Raw genomic sequence first — 16958 nt, forward strand, 5'->3', positions numbered from 1 at the left:
ACCAAGCAGATCAAGTGATCTTTCCCTCGGCTGGCATTGCGCTGGCCGGGGGAGCCACTTTGCTTTTTTCTTCTGGGCGGAAGAGGAGCAGAACTGCAGAACAAAGCAGACCTTCGTTGGAGTAGCGTCAACTGGTGCTTTCGGCCCAGAGCCGACCTTGGTGCCAGATGCAGCTAACGGCAGTTTTGAGCCCAAGGCAGCCGTGGTTAGAAACAGCGATTTGTGATAGACATGGGGAAATTTTTAATGCTGAGGGCAAAATGGTTTGCAATCCCGTCCCAAAGAAAATCACCCATATTCCGGATTTCCATGCTCTGGCTACCTGTCCATTTTGTCGAGATCAGCAGGTTGTTTCCCACCGAGATTTGGAGAGAAAGGGCAGGCCCATTGATGGAACGGCGGAGTGGGTGTGTGCACTATGCAAGGGCATTCCGAGAAAAGAACAACTTGATGAATAAGCATTCCGGGGACAGAGCGGATATTCGAGGTCACGGCCAGTGAGCAGCTATCGCCTCCACCGCAAAAGGTAGACCGTGTGATCTTCTGACAGTCCTTTGAGGGTCACAGTTTGCGCGTCCGCAAATTCGAACTCGTGATTTCCACCGACGATGGCTCTCGTCACATCCGACACAAGAATTTCACCCGCATTGGCAGAGGACGTTATGCGAGCCGCTTTGTTGACCACGGTTCCGAAAAAGTCACCGCGTGCCAAAACCACGTCGCCAGTATGAACGCCAACCCTCAGACCCAAACGGGGTTCCACGCTATCCAAAGCCACGGCTTCCTGAATTTTGATCGCCGCGAGAAGAGCTTCATTGGCTGATTGGAAACTGGACAATGTTCCATCTCCCAGCGACTTTACGAATTGCCCCCGATGTGCTGTGACAATACCCTCAACAGTCTGAAAGTGTTGATCTATCAACGCGGACCAATCCTGATCGCCCATAGCCTCGGCGAGCATTGTACTGCCTTCGACATCCGTAAACAAAACCGAGGCCAAGCCCTCTGTTTGAAGCCATTCCGGGCCTTCTTCGAGCACGGCATTCACAAGGGTCTGAATGGCCAGTTGTTCGCTGCCTACAAAATCCACATTTGGAAAGGGAAGCGACGCGTGCCGATTAATGATCTTCCAGGATGCACCCTCTAAAACGAAAACAAGCACTGTCCGGACGATGTAATCATCACTAAGACCCGGAAACCCAACTAGGTGGAGAAAGGCAGACCAGCCTGTCTCCCCATTCTCGAAGGCTTCGGCTTCAAGAACTTCCCACACATCCGGTTCGGGCATTTCGCCAATGAATTCGCCGACTCCGTCGCGAACAACCTGGCCTTTCCAAAACTCATTCTCGCCAGTTCCAATGAAGCGTAGGTCTACCGAGTCGGAAAGGTAGTCCTTCAAAACGTGCGTATTGAGGGTCCTGATCGCCTCAAACCAGCGTTCTGTAACAGCAAGTATCTCCGGAGAAGCCTTGACCACAAATGGTACTCCCAACGCAGGCGAAACGAGCGCAAAATGTATACTCTGATTTGGATGTCACCCAACTGAACTCATGTTCGATAATGCTGCCCCTGCGCTCGCATTTAATCAAGGAAGAAAATAGAAGAGGCGCTAGGCTCGCCTTGGATCATGCAAACTGATCCAGAGGTGTTGAAGCTTCGTCCTATTCGCGCCTGGAAGGCATTTCTCCAATGTCCGCTTCGTCCGCATTGCAGACCTTGAAACCAAACGCGGCGAATGGCGGCTATGAGCCCAACCTCTATTATTCTACAGCGCGGCTAATGTCGGCTTACGGTGTGCGGGAAGCAGTCACGATCTGCTTCATGTGGCGCATGTCGGTGCCACAACATCCCCCCAAAACCTGAATATGAGGGAACCTTCGTCTGATATCTGACAACTGCACACCCAACTCGGTTGGATTGCCGTCGTCCAATTCTTCGGCTTCGTCAAGTTCAGCATGGCTACAGCGTGAGGCATTGGCAATGATACCTCTTACGCGCTGCATCCACGGTGCGTCTTCGAGGACTCCGGAGAAATGCTCAGGATGCGCGCAGTTGATCATGAAGTAGGCTGCATAGTTGTCAGTCGCAGCATCGACCTCCGATATTGCTTCCTCTAGTGACTTTCCGGTTGGCAACCGCCCGTCGGTTTCCACTGTGAAAGAGATGACCACCGGAAGCCCAAACCGGCGGACCGCCCTAACCATTCCAATCGCTTCGGATGGATACGCCAAAGTGTATCCGCTGATCACATCCACATCTGTCTCTGCCAATGCAGATATTTGCTCCGAGTGATAGCGTTCTGCCTCATCCGAGTGCATTTGCGCTTCCGGGGCGTAAGCATCTTCGCGCGGTCCAATATTTGCACTGATGACCGTCGGAGCGTGATCGCTTTCCGACCGTACGGCTGCCATCATGGCGATAGCATCTTGATTAAGCTTCCTGAGTTCGCTGGAAGCGTACCCAAGCGCAGCCCCGCGATCTCGGTTTGCAACCCATGTTGGGCTTTCTAGTATGACACCAGCACCCGTTTCTTTGCCTAGAGCGATCAGGTCTTTCAAATATCCTTTGAGGAGCTCTCGACCCTCTGTGGTCTTTAAAAGCGGGTATGAGGCAAAGCCCGGCAGATCTACTCCTTGATTGAATATCAAGTCGGTTTCCATCCCGACATATGCCAAGAACATGTCGGCATTGCTGAGAGGAAAGGAGTCTCGATAAATTGACATCGTCGTGGACCAATCACTTGAATTGCCCTCTGACCATAACAACCGGTGAATAGTGTGTCACTGATGCACTTTGAACGAAGCGGTCATTGGCGCAGCCGCAGCGAAGGTCCGCTTTCCGCCCCTAGTACCTAATGCTGCGGGTAAACTGGACGGTTGCTTTGCACACAACTTTCCTTTCTTGGGTCCTTCTAGTCTGGGAGGACGGGGTGGATTGGCGGCTACTCCTGCTCCTTCATTACTTATCCCTATGCCCAAGATCGGCTTACTATACTCAGACCTAACGCCAACGACCTCTCCCGCTCATCTGGGGGAGGTCAGGTCAGCACCAACAAGTACAGTTCGTATCCAAACCCATGGTCAGAGCCCACGCCAGCAGTGTGTCAGCGACCCCGCCAACACCTAGATCTCGTGAAAACCAACTGGGGCACAAACGGGGGCATTTCCTAGGACTACGGGCGTCCCGGGTGCTTAGTTTACTGAACTAAGGAGAGGTGGCTGGGATGGTAGGAATCCTTGCCGACCCTTAGGTAACATCGACTTACGGCAACCTCTGACCAAACTGGGGCGGTTACTGGGGCATCACAGAGCGCTAGCGGAGTGAGGATGGGAACACGGCTAGCCACTGGGAGCCCCGCTGAAGGCAGGACTGAGACCCGATGGCCGGGGCTGTCGGAGTGTTGGGTGGGAACCAGACATTCGCTGCGGGCCGTGCCAAGGTCTCCTAAGCGGACTTAGCGGACCTTTGCGCCAAACTCAGCAATGTCCGCTTTGCCCTTGCCGCTATCCGTTCCCTGCTTGATGAGCATACGCTTCGGCATCAAACCACCCGCGTGAAGACTGAACCTCCAAGTCGCGATTCAAATCCCATTCTTCCCAACCATGGATTTTGAGGGGGTTACCTGTGGCTGCATCATGCCCGGTGAAGGTCCACGAAAAGAGAGCGTGTTTTCCAGAAACGCGCACGTCATCGCATGTGAGCGTCAAGTCCGGCACATCCGTGAAAAAACCATCGGCCATTTCTTGCACTCGATTTCGACCAGACCACGGCTCTCCACAGTTGATCACGATGTCGCCATCCCGCGCGTAAAATGAGGCAACAGCCTCAGCAGATTTCGAGTTCCACGCATTTGTATAACTTTGCGCTAATTGCGCTATTTTTGTGCTGTCCATCTTTGCAACCTCTATATTCACTGTTGTCTCAGGAATGTTGCAAGCCCAGTAGGTTTTTGCTTGAGGAACACATGAAGAAACTCATAGGATTTTCCTGTGATTGATCCATCGGAAAAAAAAGACAGGGTGCGCATTGCGCGAAAGTACAAGTTTGACGACTATGTCCTTGACCCCGACCAGCATAGCCTGATGCGTTCGGGGACCCTGGTTTCGATTGAGCCAAAGGTGTTCGATCTCTTGCTGATTTTGGTGAAGAACGCAGGCGAGTTGATCAGCCGTGACACATTGATCGACCTCGTTTGGCAAGGGCGCATAGTCTCAGATTCTGCTATCAGCGCCTGCGTTGCAGCGGTCCGACGCGCGGTAGGAGACAACGGTGAGTCTCAATCGATAATCCGAACGGTTGCGCGGCGTGGCTTCTTGTGTTGTGCCGACGTGGAGATTGTTGAAGCCGCAAGTCCCGCGTCACCAAGAGCGCTTTCGCCAAGGCTTCAATTCACAAAAAACCGCGAAGGTAAGTCGCTTGCCTATACCGTGGCGGGCGATGGACCACCGATTATATACACAACATTTGGCGGGACCAGCATTGAGGCTGACTGGAGTTCCCCATTTTTCCGCCCGTTGTTTGACGCAATATGTGCAAAGAACACGCTGGTGCGCTTCGACGAAATTGGCAGTGGTCATTCTGATCTAGATATGAATTCCGCTGGAGTCGAGGCCATCGCACTTGACCTGCTTTGTGTTGCAGATGCCTTGGGGATCGACCAGTTCGGCTTGTTTTGCCAGTCGGGATCAGCGCTATCAGCCGCATATCTGGCCGCACACTATCCAGACCGAGTTGTGTCCATGGTCTTGAATGGTGGCTATGCTGAGGGGCGGAATGTGCGGAAGGATACCACGGGCACCCAAGAAATGTTCGGTATGATTTCCGAAGCTTGGGACAAACCTGAAAGCAGCTTTTTGCTGGCATATTCGTTGCTCTATTTCCCGGAGGGCCCGTTGGATCTGGCCAAGGACATTGTCGAGATAATGCACAAGTCATGCCCGGCGGAAAATATACTCCGTATGCGCGAGTCTCATAACGACGCATCAGTTGTCGAGCTGTTACCAAAGGTACAATGCCCCACGCTGATCGTGCATGCACGTGACGACTCGATCCACCCGCTTTCCCAAGCACGCAAATTGGCGGCGGGCATAGTCGACTCTGAATTGCTTGTTTTGGACTCCGCAAATCACGTTCCTATGCCCAACAGCCTAGATTGGGACGCGTTTTTGGACGCCACGCTCAGTTTTTTGAATGCGAGCACGGATCATTTTGAAAGCTAAATACTGGCTGGGATTCAGGGCCACATCTATCGGTTAGCGCATCGCCACCTCACAAACCCAGGCATTCATCGATACTGCAGCATTAGTAGCTTTGGGCTCGTTGCGGACATTTGCTGCACTCAGCATGAACGACCACTATGCGGGACGAAGCTGCCGTTCGACCTATGTCAACTTTGCGACTTTGGACGTTTGTTGACCAGTATGACACCCACAAAGATAAGTGCCGTAGCGAGGTAATCAAAAGCAACAATAGCCTCACCAAGAAACAGAGCGCCAAGAAAGAGCGCGACGACTGGCGGGACATAGGTCAATGCCGATGCACGCACCGCACCTAGCTGGCCAATTACATAATAGTACAACACATAGGCTAGTCCTGTTCCCAAGAAGCCCAGGCCAATGACCAGAACCGCAAATGAGGTTTGATCATCGTATAGTGTACCAAGCCCGGCTTTGTCCGTGATGACCAACAAGATCAGCGCTGCAAAGCCAAGCTGATAGGTTGTGAGTGCGGCAGGCGGTAGTTCGAGCGGTGTTACAAACTTGCGGGCATAAACAAAGGACACGCCTAGGCTGAACGACCCAAGTATCATCCATGCCACGCCTAACACGTAGCTGTCGCCGAGGCCGCCCGAAAACGGTTTCGCAATCAGAGTCACACCAATCAACCCAACGAGCAAGCCCAAAACTCGATTGGTGGTTAGCTTCTCTTCAGGAAGGAACAGAACAGCCGCAAGAAGTGAGAAGAGTGGAATTGATGCACTGACCGCGCCTGCTAAACCAGATTCCAAAAGAGCAGTCCCTTCAGCGAAGCCGTAGAAATAGAGCGCGGCTGCAAGACAGGCCATCACGACGAAATGGACGCTATGCCTCAAATGCGAAAGCTCTAGCTGTCTCGTGATCAATGCGTATGTCGCAACTGTCAGGAACCCGGCAATAACCCGCACCAGTGCAACCTGCATTGGGGTGACCGTCTCGGTCGACCACTTGATGAACACAAAATTGGTGCCCCAAATCAGCCCAAGCAACAGCCAAGCCAAACCTGCACGATTGATCATGGAAGGTCCCACTTCAGGCTGACATTTTTGCGATTGCATTCAACGCGCGTTGAAAATCGGGAAGTTTGGCTAACGCGACTTCGTTCAGAAGCTGCTCTTGAGCCTTTGCCCAAAACGGCATGACACGCTCAATTGTGCCTAGTCCCTCTGGGGTGAGTCTTGCGACTTTTGATTTCCCCGTCGAGGCGTTTTCCACCTGTACAGCACCGCTTTCAATCAGCGGCTCGATAGTACGGTAGAGCGACGTGCGTTCCATCGCGAGGTCATCGGCCAGCCGCGACAGAGCTAGTGGACCATGCCGTTCAAGTGCCCGTAGAATAGAGAGTTGCACGATACTGATGCCTGTTTCGGACAGAGCGTCTTGGTAGTGCCGAAACAGGACACGATTTGCCTTTCTCACGGCGGTGAATATGCACTGATCCACGGTCAATCCAGTATGATGTTGCTACATCATGTATCTACATCTTAATTAATGAGCTTTGCAACCATTCTTACTCCTAGCTGAAAAAGGCAGACATTGGGGAATGTGCAGCATCAGTCAATATGGGCTCAATGCTGCCATTCGCTGCTCAGACTATTAATGACCGCTAAGGGCCGTAAGCACCAGTTGGTGCTACTCCAATGAAGGTCTGCTTTGTTCTGCATTTCCGCTCCTCTCACCCCCCCCCAAATCCGAGCCACCCTTCGTATCTATATCGATAGAAATCGAAGGAGCTTACCCCATGAAAACCTTATCAGCCCTCGGCGTTCTCGCCGGGGGTTTTCTTTTGACCCCACCCCCAAGAGCCGTGCTGACGACGATGCTCTGGGTTGTTGGTCGTTCCCACCCCGCCGTCTCAGCGCTGGTTCTGCTGGCCTTGGTCTCCGCTTGGAGGTCCGATGATGATTGAATTGACCCCTGGCGACACGGTCGTCATCCGCGCTGGCGCTGACTGGCCTGAGCATCTGTTCCGGGTCGACTATGTGTTTGATGACTGCCTAGGCGGCTACTCTCTCACAGGACCACTGGCTGGCGAGTACGGCGAGCCCGACTTCGACTTAGTCCTACGGGTCCATTGCAGCGCGGTTGACTGAGCCGCCCTTTCCCAAAACCAATTAGAAGGAGGAGACCTATGTCTGCTCAAATTCGATATGCGTATCGGAAGGGTCACACGTGGCTGTTCCGACGCAACTACCCAAGTGACGTGGCGCTTGTGCTTGGATCTGCTGCTATGAAGCAAAGCCTGAAGACCGGGTCAGCTTCCACCGCCAAACAACGGGCTGCTGAGGTGAACGCCAGATTTGAAGTTCTGGTGGCTCAAGTGCGCGAGGGTGCCGAAGTGGTGCTCTCTGATGTTTCCGCATGGGTCGATACACCGGAGACCGCCCTTGATCACCTGCGGGCCACTCTGGAGCCCTCTGAGGTGGTTCCGTACCAACGCCCCGTGACGCCTAAGAAAACGCTGATTGGAGACCTTGGCCGAGACTACCTATGCCGCAGGGCCCGTGAGCTACGACCCGGTGGGTTCAAATCAGTGCGCTATTCGGTGGGGCTGTTTCTCTCGAAGTACGAGGAACAATCGGCGTGCAGTCTGAGCCGGGTTGAGGGGCGAGAGTTCCTTGGTCTTATAGCCCAGCTTTCTCCGGTTCTTGGGCGGTCCAGAGCCACGCAAGGCTTAACGCTGGAGCAGTCGGTGCGGGTCTCTTCCTACGGGGCACCCCGGATCACGGCGAGGACCCAGAAACGCATCTGGTCTCAGGTCAATCACTTCCTCGATTGGGCGGTCTACGAGGGGCATCTGGAAGCCAATCCCTTCAGGACGGTTCCTTTCGAGCAGAAGGTGCGCCCTAAGCCCTATGCGGTGCCCTCGGATGATGAGGTGGTGCGGATGCTGGCGACTAGAGATGACGTGCTGCGACCCGTGTTGCTGACCTGCCTGTTATCAGGGATGCGAGCTGGAGAGGCCGCAGGACTGCTTCGAGAAGATCTGGTGACCAAGGGCAATCTAGGGACTTTCGTTCATGTGCGCCCCAATGACCTGAGGTTGCTGAAGACTGATGCAGCTGAACGGCTGGTTCCTGTGCACGCTGTGCTAGAGGAGCTGTTCCAAGGTCTGCCTTCTGAGGGGCCACTGTTCCCTGACCTGAGCGTCAACCAGATCACCAAGGGCTTTGCGGCTCTGCGGGCGTCTCTGGGGCTGGAACGTCCCGGTCTGGTGTTCCACTCAACAAGGAAGTGGTTTGTGACCCAGTGCGAGCGAACAGGTGTGCCTGAGCATTGGACGGCGTCTCTGGTGGGTCATAAATCGGCCCGGTCAGAGAATGGGCTGACCTATGGTATCTACTCCGCAGGTATCTCGGACGAGCAGAAGCGCTCAATCGTCGATCAGATCCGCTTGCCGGTGGCCGTGTCATGACCGTGCCTGACATTGACGCGTTCGAAGAGAGGGCCGCTATCGCAGAGTACGATGGCGGTCTTTCTCGTTCAGAGGCCGAGACCCTTGCTGCGAGAGCTCAGGGGTTCAAGAATGCTGATGCCTACTGGCAATGGCTGGCTGACTACGTGACGACCAAGCAGATCAAGTGATCTTTCCCTCGGCTGGCATTGCGCTGGCCGGGGGAGCCACCTTGCTTTTTTCTTCTGGGCGGAAGAGGAGCAGAACTGCAGAACAAAGCAGACCTTGGCGGTTGTTGCGGCGAACGGCAGCAATGAGCCCATTTTAACAAATGCTGCAAGCTGCGCAGACGGCTAAAAGGGCGGAGAGCGGGCTTCAGGGTCTATTCGAGAGGGCCAATCCTGAATGGCTCAACAACTGAGCGAATAGGACTTCAAGTCAATTTCATCGGATTAGTTATTATGGTTACAAGGGTTATGCGATAGACAGTGCGCTGATTGCGGCAGCAAAAGTGAAAAAAGCGGTCATGACTTCCATTCAAAAAACTCTTCTACATCGTTCTGGACGACCAGCTCGCCATAAGATCGCATTAGTTGTAACTACGCTTCTGACGGTTTTCATTACCTATGCAACGCTAACACCAATGGCGACGCCGCAAGGGCTGCCGGGATCGGATAAGACGTACCACGTTTTGGCCTTTGTTGCGCTCACTTTCCCTTGTGCAGTCCTATACCCAAGAACGCTCATACTGGTTTTTCCCGGAGCAATAGCGTTTGGCGGGCTGATTGAGATTATACAGCCGTACTTTGGTCGTGAACGGGAAATGGCAGACCTCTATGCCGATGCGGTTGGGGCAAGCATCGGAGTTGGCGCTGGCCTATGTCTTCGTTCTATTCTGAAAAAGCTGATGTAGGGTGATGGCAACAGAACCCATGGGCTGGCTATGATAGCCCCTCGCCGCCGCAAGCGGAGCATCGGGCAGTTCTTGTGCCGAAACAGCCTGAGCAGCGGTTAAATTGTCGGTTGCCGTGGATGTCGCTACCCTGAGCGATTTGCCCCGCACCACCACAGACTTGGCACGGTGCCCGTCCAGAACCGCGACACCGGGTGCATTGTCGTTTGACATGTTCCATCTGTTTGTTACGAGTTGATGGTCTCTTCATGCGACGTCCCCTAGCTGGTATTGGTTTTGGCAGTGGGCCTTAACGTTCATCTCAACACGGATGGTCAACTCTGTCATTCTACTTTTCTGCTCATAGCAAGTGATCGCGTTCGAACACTGTTCTGTAGTCAGGCAGTATTTTAGTTGTTATCCGTTGCCATCGCCGTGCAAAGTCCGATACGCCTTAATGAGGCAAAAAGCAGGAGAGAACGATGCAAGGACCCATCTTTACTACCTTTGCCGTTGTCGCGCTGGGAGCTGTTGTCGGCGCTCAACCTGCCAACTCCAACCCAGCTGGGTATTATGAGGTCGTCGGAGTTGAAGAAGGTGATATGTTGAAAATGCGCGAAGGCCCCGGAACTGGATACAAGGTCATCGTAGGCCTTCCGAATGGCACTGCCTTGCGAATACACGATTGCGACCAGATTGGTAGCACGGCGTGGTGCAAAGGTTCTTTGAAACGGGCGCGTGGGCTCAAGGGGTATGTTTCTTGGAACTACCTTCAAGAAATCTGAAGTAGCTGTGATCAGCTTCGCTGGTCGACCTATGCTCGATAAGAATCGGTGTGATTAGGTCTTTGCTCACGACCAATGAAATCCCACACAAGTTGGTCTACTTGTCATGTCGACTTAGTATGCAGTGACCCTGCTACTCGTTTTCTAAGGTGGAACAAATGAAAATAGACAGGAGGATGTTGATCGGTGGTGGAGCATTAGCTGTTCTGGGCGCTTTTTCATTTCGCCGGACGTTGAGCGTATTCTCCAACCCTCTAGAATTTGAGGCTCTTGAAGTTCCAGTGGGCTTCCGGCGGATGGCTGGGGGAATGAGTTCATCGGGTTTCGATCCGTTTTTCGGTCTGAACACGATAGCAGAGCCCACGATGGAACGCGCTCTGGCCTATGTAAAAAAGGACCTCAGTAAATCTTTGTTTGGTTCGCGGCTTGCAAGTGACGGCCTAGTTCAGATTGCATCATTTTCAGACTTCTATTGCCCTTATTGCAGAATACTTACGGAGCGGCTCGCGCGTCTTGCCGCCAAATCAAATGGAGCCGTCCAGATTACTTGGCATGAACTCCCAATACTGGGCGAGGCTTCTGTATTGGCAGCAAAGGCAGCAATTGCGGCAGATATGCAGGGGGCATATCTTGAGTTTCACCATCGCCTCATGAAAACACCCTTTCGGATAAACGCCGCGTATCTGGAAGCAGTTTCCGACAGTATTGGTCTGGATCATCAGCAGTTGCTGAGGGATATCAACAGTGTGGAAGTCAGACAACAGCTTGACATCAGCGCGGCATTGGCGCGGCTTTTTTCCTTTGCCGGAACACCTGCAATCGTAGTCGGTCGTACGGTTGTCCAAGGGGAAATTAGTGAAGGATTACTCGATCAGTTGATTGAGCGCGAGCGCGATGACGGGCCAATTGGCTCGCTTCTACAATCGAGGGTTCCTGAAGGAGCAGCGACTCCGGGGGCGATGCCAAGTTAATGGGCATTAACGCACGTTAGGACGCCGTGTCATCGAACTTGGCACGATCTTCTACACAATGGTCGCCTAGGTCGGAATTGAGCCGCAACAGAGGGCAGCAAAGCGACAAACACAACGCGTTCTCTAGGGGCACAAAATATTTGGCGCTTTCTAGCTAACATTTTACCGCGCCGCCACTTCCATCCCTTCCACCACATTCATCATCTGACTTGCGCACCTGAATTCGGACGAAACTCATACGGTCTTGCGACAGGCAAAAAAGACTGCTTCTGCTTCCCCGTCAGTTCCTAAAGCAGCCTTTGGAGCAGCCGTAGCGAAATGGCGCTTTGTCCCGCTCGGCAGACCTTAGCTCATTTCGCAGCGAACGACCGTTCCCCGCCCCTAGTACCGAATGTTGTGGGAAAACTGGACGGCTGCATTGCACACAAGCTTTCTTTTTTTTCTTGGGGCCTTCTAGTCCGGGAGGATGGGGTGGATTGGCGGCTACTCCGCTCCTTCATTACTTATCCCTATGACCAAGCCCTGTTGACTATACTCAGCCCCAACGCTGCTTCCCAAGTACAGTTGGTTCTCCACCCAACACGCCAGCCGCCCCCCGGCCACCAGTAGTCACCAGGTCTCAGACGATCGTCAGAGCGGCTCACTGTGGTGGCGGTCGTCAGAGGGGATCTCAGTGGTCCCGGAGTTGCCCCATGCTCACTCCGCTAGCGCTCCGTTCCAACTCGTCCTTCGTCCTCGTTCCGCCCCAGTAACCGCCCCAGTTTGGTCAGAGACTGCCGTAAGCCGATGTTACCTATGGGTCGGCAAGGATTCCTACCATCCCAGCCACCTCTCCTTAGTTCAGTAAACTAAGCACCCGGGACGCCCGTAGTCCTAGGAAATGCCCCCGTTTATGCCCCAGTAGTTGGTGCACAAGTTGCGGGTGCTGGCAGCTTCGCTTTCCCATAGTCTGAGCAGGCTCGTGTCCTCAACTGTACTTGTTGGTGTGGTCGTCTCTACCGGGGTTCTATGGCTAGCGGGAATAGGTATAAGTAATGAATAGAGGGCGGTGGGAAGAGACCCAGATGTTACCTCCCTTCCTACCCCCCTATCCTAGAAGGAAGGCAAGCTATGGCTGACATCGAGAACCCTTGGCACTCCCGCTCAATAGACGTCCATCGCTGGTCAGATCATCCTGAGGTGGCGGCGCTCTGTGATCGAGTGTGGGATGGGTATCTGTCTGAGTTGACTGGCAGATCAGGGCCTAAGCCCAAGACTGCATTCCGCCACCAACTGCGTGTCCTGATCCTAGATCTCTATGTGGCTTGGTTGGCAGATCCAGAACTAAGTATTGGAGTCTCCATGTCATCGAACTACTGGGACACCTCCTCACGCTATAACGCCATTCATATCTCGAAGAAGATCATCCCGATAATTCGGGTTCTGACCAAGGCTGGGTTGCTTGATATGGCCAAAGGAAGTTTCAGCGGACCTAACTCGCGAGGAAACAGAACCACGAGAATTCGGGCCTCTGAAGAGCTTCAGGGGTGGTTTGCTGAGGCACAATTTCAGCGGGACGACGTTGGGCGAGTCGAAGGGGAGGAGATCATCATTCTTCGCAGTGAAGAAGATGGGCCCTTGGTCGAGTACGAAGAAACGGACGACACCATCAGGATGCGCGCAGAATTGGATCGCTATAACGAAGTCATCGCATCAGCCTTCATTGATATCCCGATACTTGAAGACCCAACCCTTGATGGCATACCGACAGACCATCATCAAAAGCTGACCAGACGTATCTTCAGCCGCGCTGACTGGACCTGCAATGGCCGCTTTCATGGTGGTTGGTGGCAGCGAATAAACAGCGACCGGCGATCCAGGATATTCATCAACGATACGCCAGCAGTGGAGGTGGACTTCCGGAGCCTGCATATCTCGTTACTGAGCCTGCAATCTGGGGTCGAACTCACGGGTGATCCCTATGAGCTCAGGCAAGGGTTGATCGGGGGAGCACCTGAACGGCTTCAGAGGAATCTGGTCAAGCGCCTGTTGCTCACCGCCATCAATGCCAGGAAGAAAGATGCAGCTTTTCGAGCCTTTCGGGACGGTTTTCCAACAGGTCATATGGGCAAGACCCTGACGAACGAACAACTAGAGACTCTGCTTCTCGCTTTTCTGGAGAAGACACCACATATTGAAGGCCTGCTGTTCAACGACCAGGGCATTCGGCTTATGAACCTAGATAGCCAACTCACCGAGAGAGTGCATCGTCACTTCTCTGAACAAGGCATTCCGGTTTTATCTGTGCATGATAGCTACGTTATCGACTACACACGGGTGGCTGAACTCAAGGACATCATGGCAGAGGCGTCAGAAGCTGTGGCTGGGGTTGCTCTACCGACATCAAATCAGTTCTTTGGTTTGGATGAGCAGGATGACCCCTCAGCGGACTACGTTCGGGATTATGTGATCTGGAGGCAAACGGCTCGGTCAGAAGGTTATCTGGCGCGGCTAGCTGAACATGAGCGTCGGACTGGAACTGAGGTGGTTCCGTACTGAGAACTCAATCTCTCTTGGAATCGTAAAAGGCCTGCAGGCTTGCCAACTGAGCTTCATCCATGGCTCCTAGCGGACCTTGGCGATCATTGCGGCGAAGGTCTGATTCCAGATCAAAGAAGCTTTCGAAGCAAACCAGATCCTAGGCTGATATCATGCGATCTGCGGCCTGACCTTTCAGTCGCTTGAACTTGGCATTCCGGCTGCCACGTATGCGTCGAACATGGTTTGGTGAAAAGCGCGCGGTGCCGCACGTTGTTGCTGTAAAGTCCGCCCAGTTACATACTCGACAGTCAAATCCGGTCTTTGGTCCAACATCTGACGAACAACTTTCTGCGCGCTCGACATGTCACCTTTCAAGGCAAATGCTGCGGCAAGTCCCGCTCTGGCTTGATGATGTGCGCGGGCGTCTCGCATATCTCTGCCAAGAACGGATTGCGCCAAAGAGATTGTTTCCTCATATCGGCCATCTTCCAACAATGCCGGGTAGAGTGCGCCGGGTAACCATTCGGGATAGTCGGGCTCGAGTCGCATACCGTTGAGCATGTATTTCATACCGCGTTTGGCCTCGCCACTGTTGTAAAGCGCAAGTCCGCCAAGCGCATTGACGTCTGCACCACCGGGCGACAGGTCAATGGCACGATTGGCAGCGGTAATGGCGTCGCTGTACTTGCCGCTGCTTGAATCCAATATGGCGATCAGGCTGTAGGGGTCGCCCCATTCTTCCATCGCTAGCGCCTGTTTGACCAGTTTGTAGGACGCCGCAAAATCGCTGGCAGGGTCCTTGGAGATGCCTAGAATGACACGTTGCCATGGAATCCAAGCAAGCAGATAAGGCCCCATCGGGCTTTGTGGGTTTTCTTCTTGAAGCTCGGTCCATATCCGTATCGCTTCACGATGGCCTTCAAGATCAAACCGCTGAAAAGCGTCGCGCCCTTGAATCACACGGAGGCTGGTTTGGAAATCACCGGAAAGCGCGGCGATGGTTCGGCTTGCTTCTCCGACCGTAAGGGACACCTGCATTTCTAGGAAAAGTTTCTCGGCAATTTGATCCTGCACGTCAAAGATGTCGTCGATTTCGCTGTCCTCGCGCAGCGACCATAGTTGTTTGCCCTCAACCGCGTCCGACAGTTCCGCTGTAATCCGGGCTTTATCGCCAGACTTCAGAACGCTGCCGCTCAGGACATAGCGAACGCCAAGTTCTTTGGCGACCTCGCTGGGCGCGACTTGCTGCCCTTTGTAGGAAAAGGTTGTCGCGCGCCCCATCACCACCATGTCAGGCGACAGGGAAAGTGTGGAAATGATATTCTCTGTTATCCCATCACTGATCCACTCGGCGGAGGCTTCACCCCCGAGATTGGTGAAGGGCAAGACCGCAATTGAAGGTCGCTCGGGCAATGCAAGGGTCATTTCCGCTGGATCAACGGGGGTAAAGTCAGGGCGCTGGCTCCACCAGAATGCACCGGCGATAAAAGCGACCGCGAGGGTCACTGCAACCAAAGCAGGCGTCCTTGAACGCGCCTTGGAGGTGGGCAGTTTCATTTTGGATTCGCCAGAACGAACGACTTGAAAGGCCCGGACAGGACGCTCGATGTTCTTCACCGGCACATTGCCAAGATCGTGGAGGTCCAAATCTAACCGATCGCGTACTTGGTCACGCGCTGACCGGCTGATCACGATGCCCCCCGCAGGTGCCAGCGCCTCAAGCCGCGCCGCGATATTCACACCGTCCCCTAGCAGATCGTCACCTTCAGCCACGACATCGCCGAGATTGATACCAATACGATAGTGCATCTTGGCGCCCTCGGGAGCGTCCGCGTTCATCGCTTCGATAAGATTCTGGCCTTCTATTGCAAAGCGAAGCGCCTCAACCGTGCTAGGAAATTCGACAAGCCAGCTATCGCCTGCGGTGTTCGCGACTCTGCCATGGTGCTTTTCGAGAAGCGGATTGATTACTTCATTCTGGTGCCGCCGCCTTAGCGCAAGAATACCTTCTTCATCGGAACCAATAAGACTTGAAAAGCCAACGATGTCGGCCGCTAGGATCGTGGTCAACCGACGTTCCATCAAAATCCTTTCGCTCTATGAACGACGTAAGTAGACTGCATATTTATAACAAAGGGAAAGGATAAGTTGTCAAACTACAGATTTGGTCACCGAAGCGGGACCAAAAAATAATTTCCAAAAGGTCTTCAACACCTAAAGTGAAACTGCAACTTCATCCGTAACTGAGACCTTGGCGCAAACCACAGCGAGCGAGCGCATTCCGCCCTTAGTTTGGATACGATCGCGCCGCAGCATAAGTTTCTAGACTTTACTCACAGACGCATAATTCCAGCTCTCATTGTCGCCCGTTATGTCCCAGATCCCTTCACAGAGCGCCGCCACCTCTGGATGGTCTGACCAGCGATGGACGTCGATGGGGCGGGAGTGCCAAGGGTTCTTGATGTCAGCCATAGCTTACCTTCCTGCTGGGATAGGGGATAGGGGGTAGGAAGGGAGGTAACATCTGGGTCTCTTCCCTCCGCCCTCTATTCATTACTTATACCTATTCCCCCTAGCCATAGAACCCCGGTAGAGACGACCACACCAACAAGTACAGTTGAGGACACGAGCCTGCTCAGACTATGGGAAAGCGAAGCTGCCAGCACCCGCAACTTGTGCACCAACTACTGGGGCATAAACGGGGGCATTTCCTAGGACTACGGGCGTCCCGGGTGCTTAGTTTACTGAACTAAGGAGAGGTGGCTGGGATGGTAGGAATCCTTGCCGACCCATAGGTAACATCGACTTACGGCAACCTCTGACCAAACTGGGGCGGTTACTGGGGCATCACAGAGCGCTAGCGGAGTGAGGATGGGACCACGGCTAGCCACTGGGAGCCCCGCTGAAGGCAGGACTGAGACCCGATGGCCGGGGCTGTCGGGGGTGTGGGGTTGGGGAACCAACTGTACTTGGGAGGTTAGCGTTGGGGCTGAGTATAGTAAGCCGATCTTGGGCATAGGGATAAGTAATGAAAGTGCAGGTAGAAGGAGCGGAGTAGCCGCCAATCCACCCTGTCCTCCCAGACTAGAGGGGCCCAAGAAAAAGAAAGGCAGCCGTCCAGTTTACCCGCAGCATTAGGTA

Annotated in this window: 16 protein-coding genes; 10 read left to right on the forward strand and 6 right to left on the reverse strand. The window is 53.7% G+C overall.

Annotated features, from left to right (window positions below; translation table 11 throughout):
• A partial coding sequence (locus tag Q0932_RS17265) for a hypothetical protein (RefSeq protein WP_299355930.1) occupies window positions 1–226 on the forward strand: 226 nt, incomplete at its 5' end.
• A 279-nt stretch (window positions 227–505) separates the two neighbouring features.
• On the opposite strand, the gene Q0932_RS17270 is transcribed toward Q0932_RS17265, so the two are convergent.
• From Q0932_RS17270 to Q0932_RS17280, 3 genes are all read right to left on the reverse strand, one after another.
• Window positions 506–1477, reverse strand: coding sequence for an adenylate/guanylate cyclase domain-containing protein (locus Q0932_RS17270; protein ID WP_299355932.1), 972 nt, complete (start codon window positions 1475–1477; stop codon window positions 506–508).
• A gap of 310 nt (window positions 1478–1787) precedes the next feature.
• Window positions 1788–2681, reverse strand: a complete 894-nt coding sequence (locus tag Q0932_RS17275; protein ID WP_299355934.1) for a homocysteine S-methyltransferase family protein — start codon at window positions 2679–2681, stop codon at window positions 1788–1790.
• A gap of 822 nt (window positions 2682–3503) precedes the next feature.
• Window positions 3504–3893, reverse strand: a complete 390-nt coding sequence (locus Q0932_RS17280; RefSeq protein ID WP_299355936.1) for a nuclear transport factor 2 family protein — start codon at window positions 3891–3893, stop codon at window positions 3504–3506.
• Between the two features lie 96 nt (window positions 3894–3989).
• Here Q0932_RS17280 and Q0932_RS17285 point away from each other — a divergent pair, with 96 nt between their 5' ends.
• The gene (locus Q0932_RS17285; RefSeq protein WP_299355938.1) at window positions 3990–5219 is read left to right on the forward strand and encodes an alpha/beta fold hydrolase; all 1230 of its coding nucleotides are present in this window, start codon (window positions 3990–3992) and stop codon (window positions 5217–5219) included.
• A gap of 167 nt (window positions 5220–5386) precedes the next feature.
• Here Q0932_RS17285 and Q0932_RS17290 read toward each other — a convergent pair whose 3' ends face one another.
• Together Q0932_RS17290 and Q0932_RS17295 are read right to left on the reverse strand one after the other, a co-directional pair.
• Window positions 5387–6274 carry a DMT family transporter gene (locus tag Q0932_RS17290; RefSeq protein ID WP_299355940.1) on the reverse strand — a complete coding sequence of 296 codons (888 nt, stop codon included), beginning with the start codon at window positions 6272–6274 and terminating at the stop codon, window positions 5387–5389.
• Between the two features lie 13 nt (window positions 6275–6287).
• The gene (locus Q0932_RS17295) at window positions 6288–6698 is read right to left on the reverse strand and encodes a MarR family winged helix-turn-helix transcriptional regulator (protein WP_299356040.1); all 411 of its coding nucleotides are present in this window, start codon (window positions 6696–6698) and stop codon (window positions 6288–6290) included.
• A gap of 298 nt (window positions 6699–6996) precedes the next feature.
• Between Q0932_RS17295 and Q0932_RS17300 the strand changes: the two genes are divergently transcribed.
• The 8 genes from Q0932_RS17300 (at window position 6997) to Q0932_RS17335 (ending at window position 13835) form a co-directional block, all read left to right on the forward strand.
• On the forward strand, window positions 6997–7164 hold the full coding sequence (locus Q0932_RS17300) for a hypothetical protein (RefSeq protein ID WP_299355942.1): 168 nt from the start codon (window positions 6997–6999) through the stop codon (window positions 7162–7164).
• Window positions 7157–7348, forward strand: coding sequence for a hypothetical protein (locus tag Q0932_RS17305; protein ID WP_299355944.1), 192 nt, complete (start codon window positions 7157–7159; stop codon window positions 7346–7348). The genes Q0932_RS17300 and Q0932_RS17305 overlap by 8 nt, the downstream gene beginning before the upstream one ends.
• Window positions 7349–7386: 38 nt before the next feature.
• Entirely contained in the window at window positions 7387–8670 is a 1284-nt protein-coding gene (locus Q0932_RS17310; RefSeq protein ID WP_299355945.1) for a DUF6538 domain-containing protein, read from the forward strand.
• Window positions 8667–8840 (forward strand): hypothetical protein, encoded by a 174-nt coding sequence (locus Q0932_RS17315; RefSeq protein ID WP_299355947.1) that lies wholly within the window; start codon window positions 8667–8669, stop codon window positions 8838–8840. The genes Q0932_RS17310 and Q0932_RS17315 overlap by 4 nt, the downstream gene beginning before the upstream one ends.
• Window positions 8841–9160: 320 nt before the next feature.
• Window positions 9161–9562, forward strand: coding sequence for a hypothetical protein (locus Q0932_RS17320; protein WP_299355949.1), 402 nt, complete (start codon window positions 9161–9163; stop codon window positions 9560–9562).
• Between the two features lie 461 nt (window positions 9563–10023).
• A complete protein-coding gene (locus Q0932_RS17325; RefSeq protein ID WP_299355951.1) occupies window positions 10024–10326 on the forward strand; it encodes an SH3 domain-containing protein in 303 nt (100 codons plus the stop codon).
• A gap of 158 nt (window positions 10327–10484) precedes the next feature.
• Entirely contained in the window at window positions 10485–11297 is an 813-nt protein-coding gene (locus Q0932_RS17330; RefSeq protein WP_299355953.1) for a DsbA family protein, read from the forward strand.
• A gap of 1110 nt (window positions 11298–12407) precedes the next feature.
• Window positions 12408–13835 (forward strand): hypothetical protein, encoded by a 1428-nt coding sequence (locus Q0932_RS17335; protein ID WP_299355955.1) that lies wholly within the window; start codon window positions 12408–12410, stop codon window positions 13833–13835.
• A 174-nt stretch (window positions 13836–14009) separates the two neighbouring features.
• On the opposite strand, the gene Q0932_RS17340 is transcribed toward Q0932_RS17335, so the two are convergent.
• On the reverse strand, window positions 14010–15899 hold the full coding sequence (locus Q0932_RS17340) for an adenylate/guanylate cyclase domain-containing protein (protein ID WP_299355957.1): 1890 nt from the start codon (window positions 15897–15899) through the stop codon (window positions 14010–14012).
• Window positions 15900–16958 lie beyond the last annotated feature (1059 nt).

Source organism: uncultured Shimia sp. (assembly GCF_947498095.1).
GTDB lineage: Bacteria > Pseudomonadota > Alphaproteobacteria > Rhodobacterales > Rhodobacteraceae > Shimia.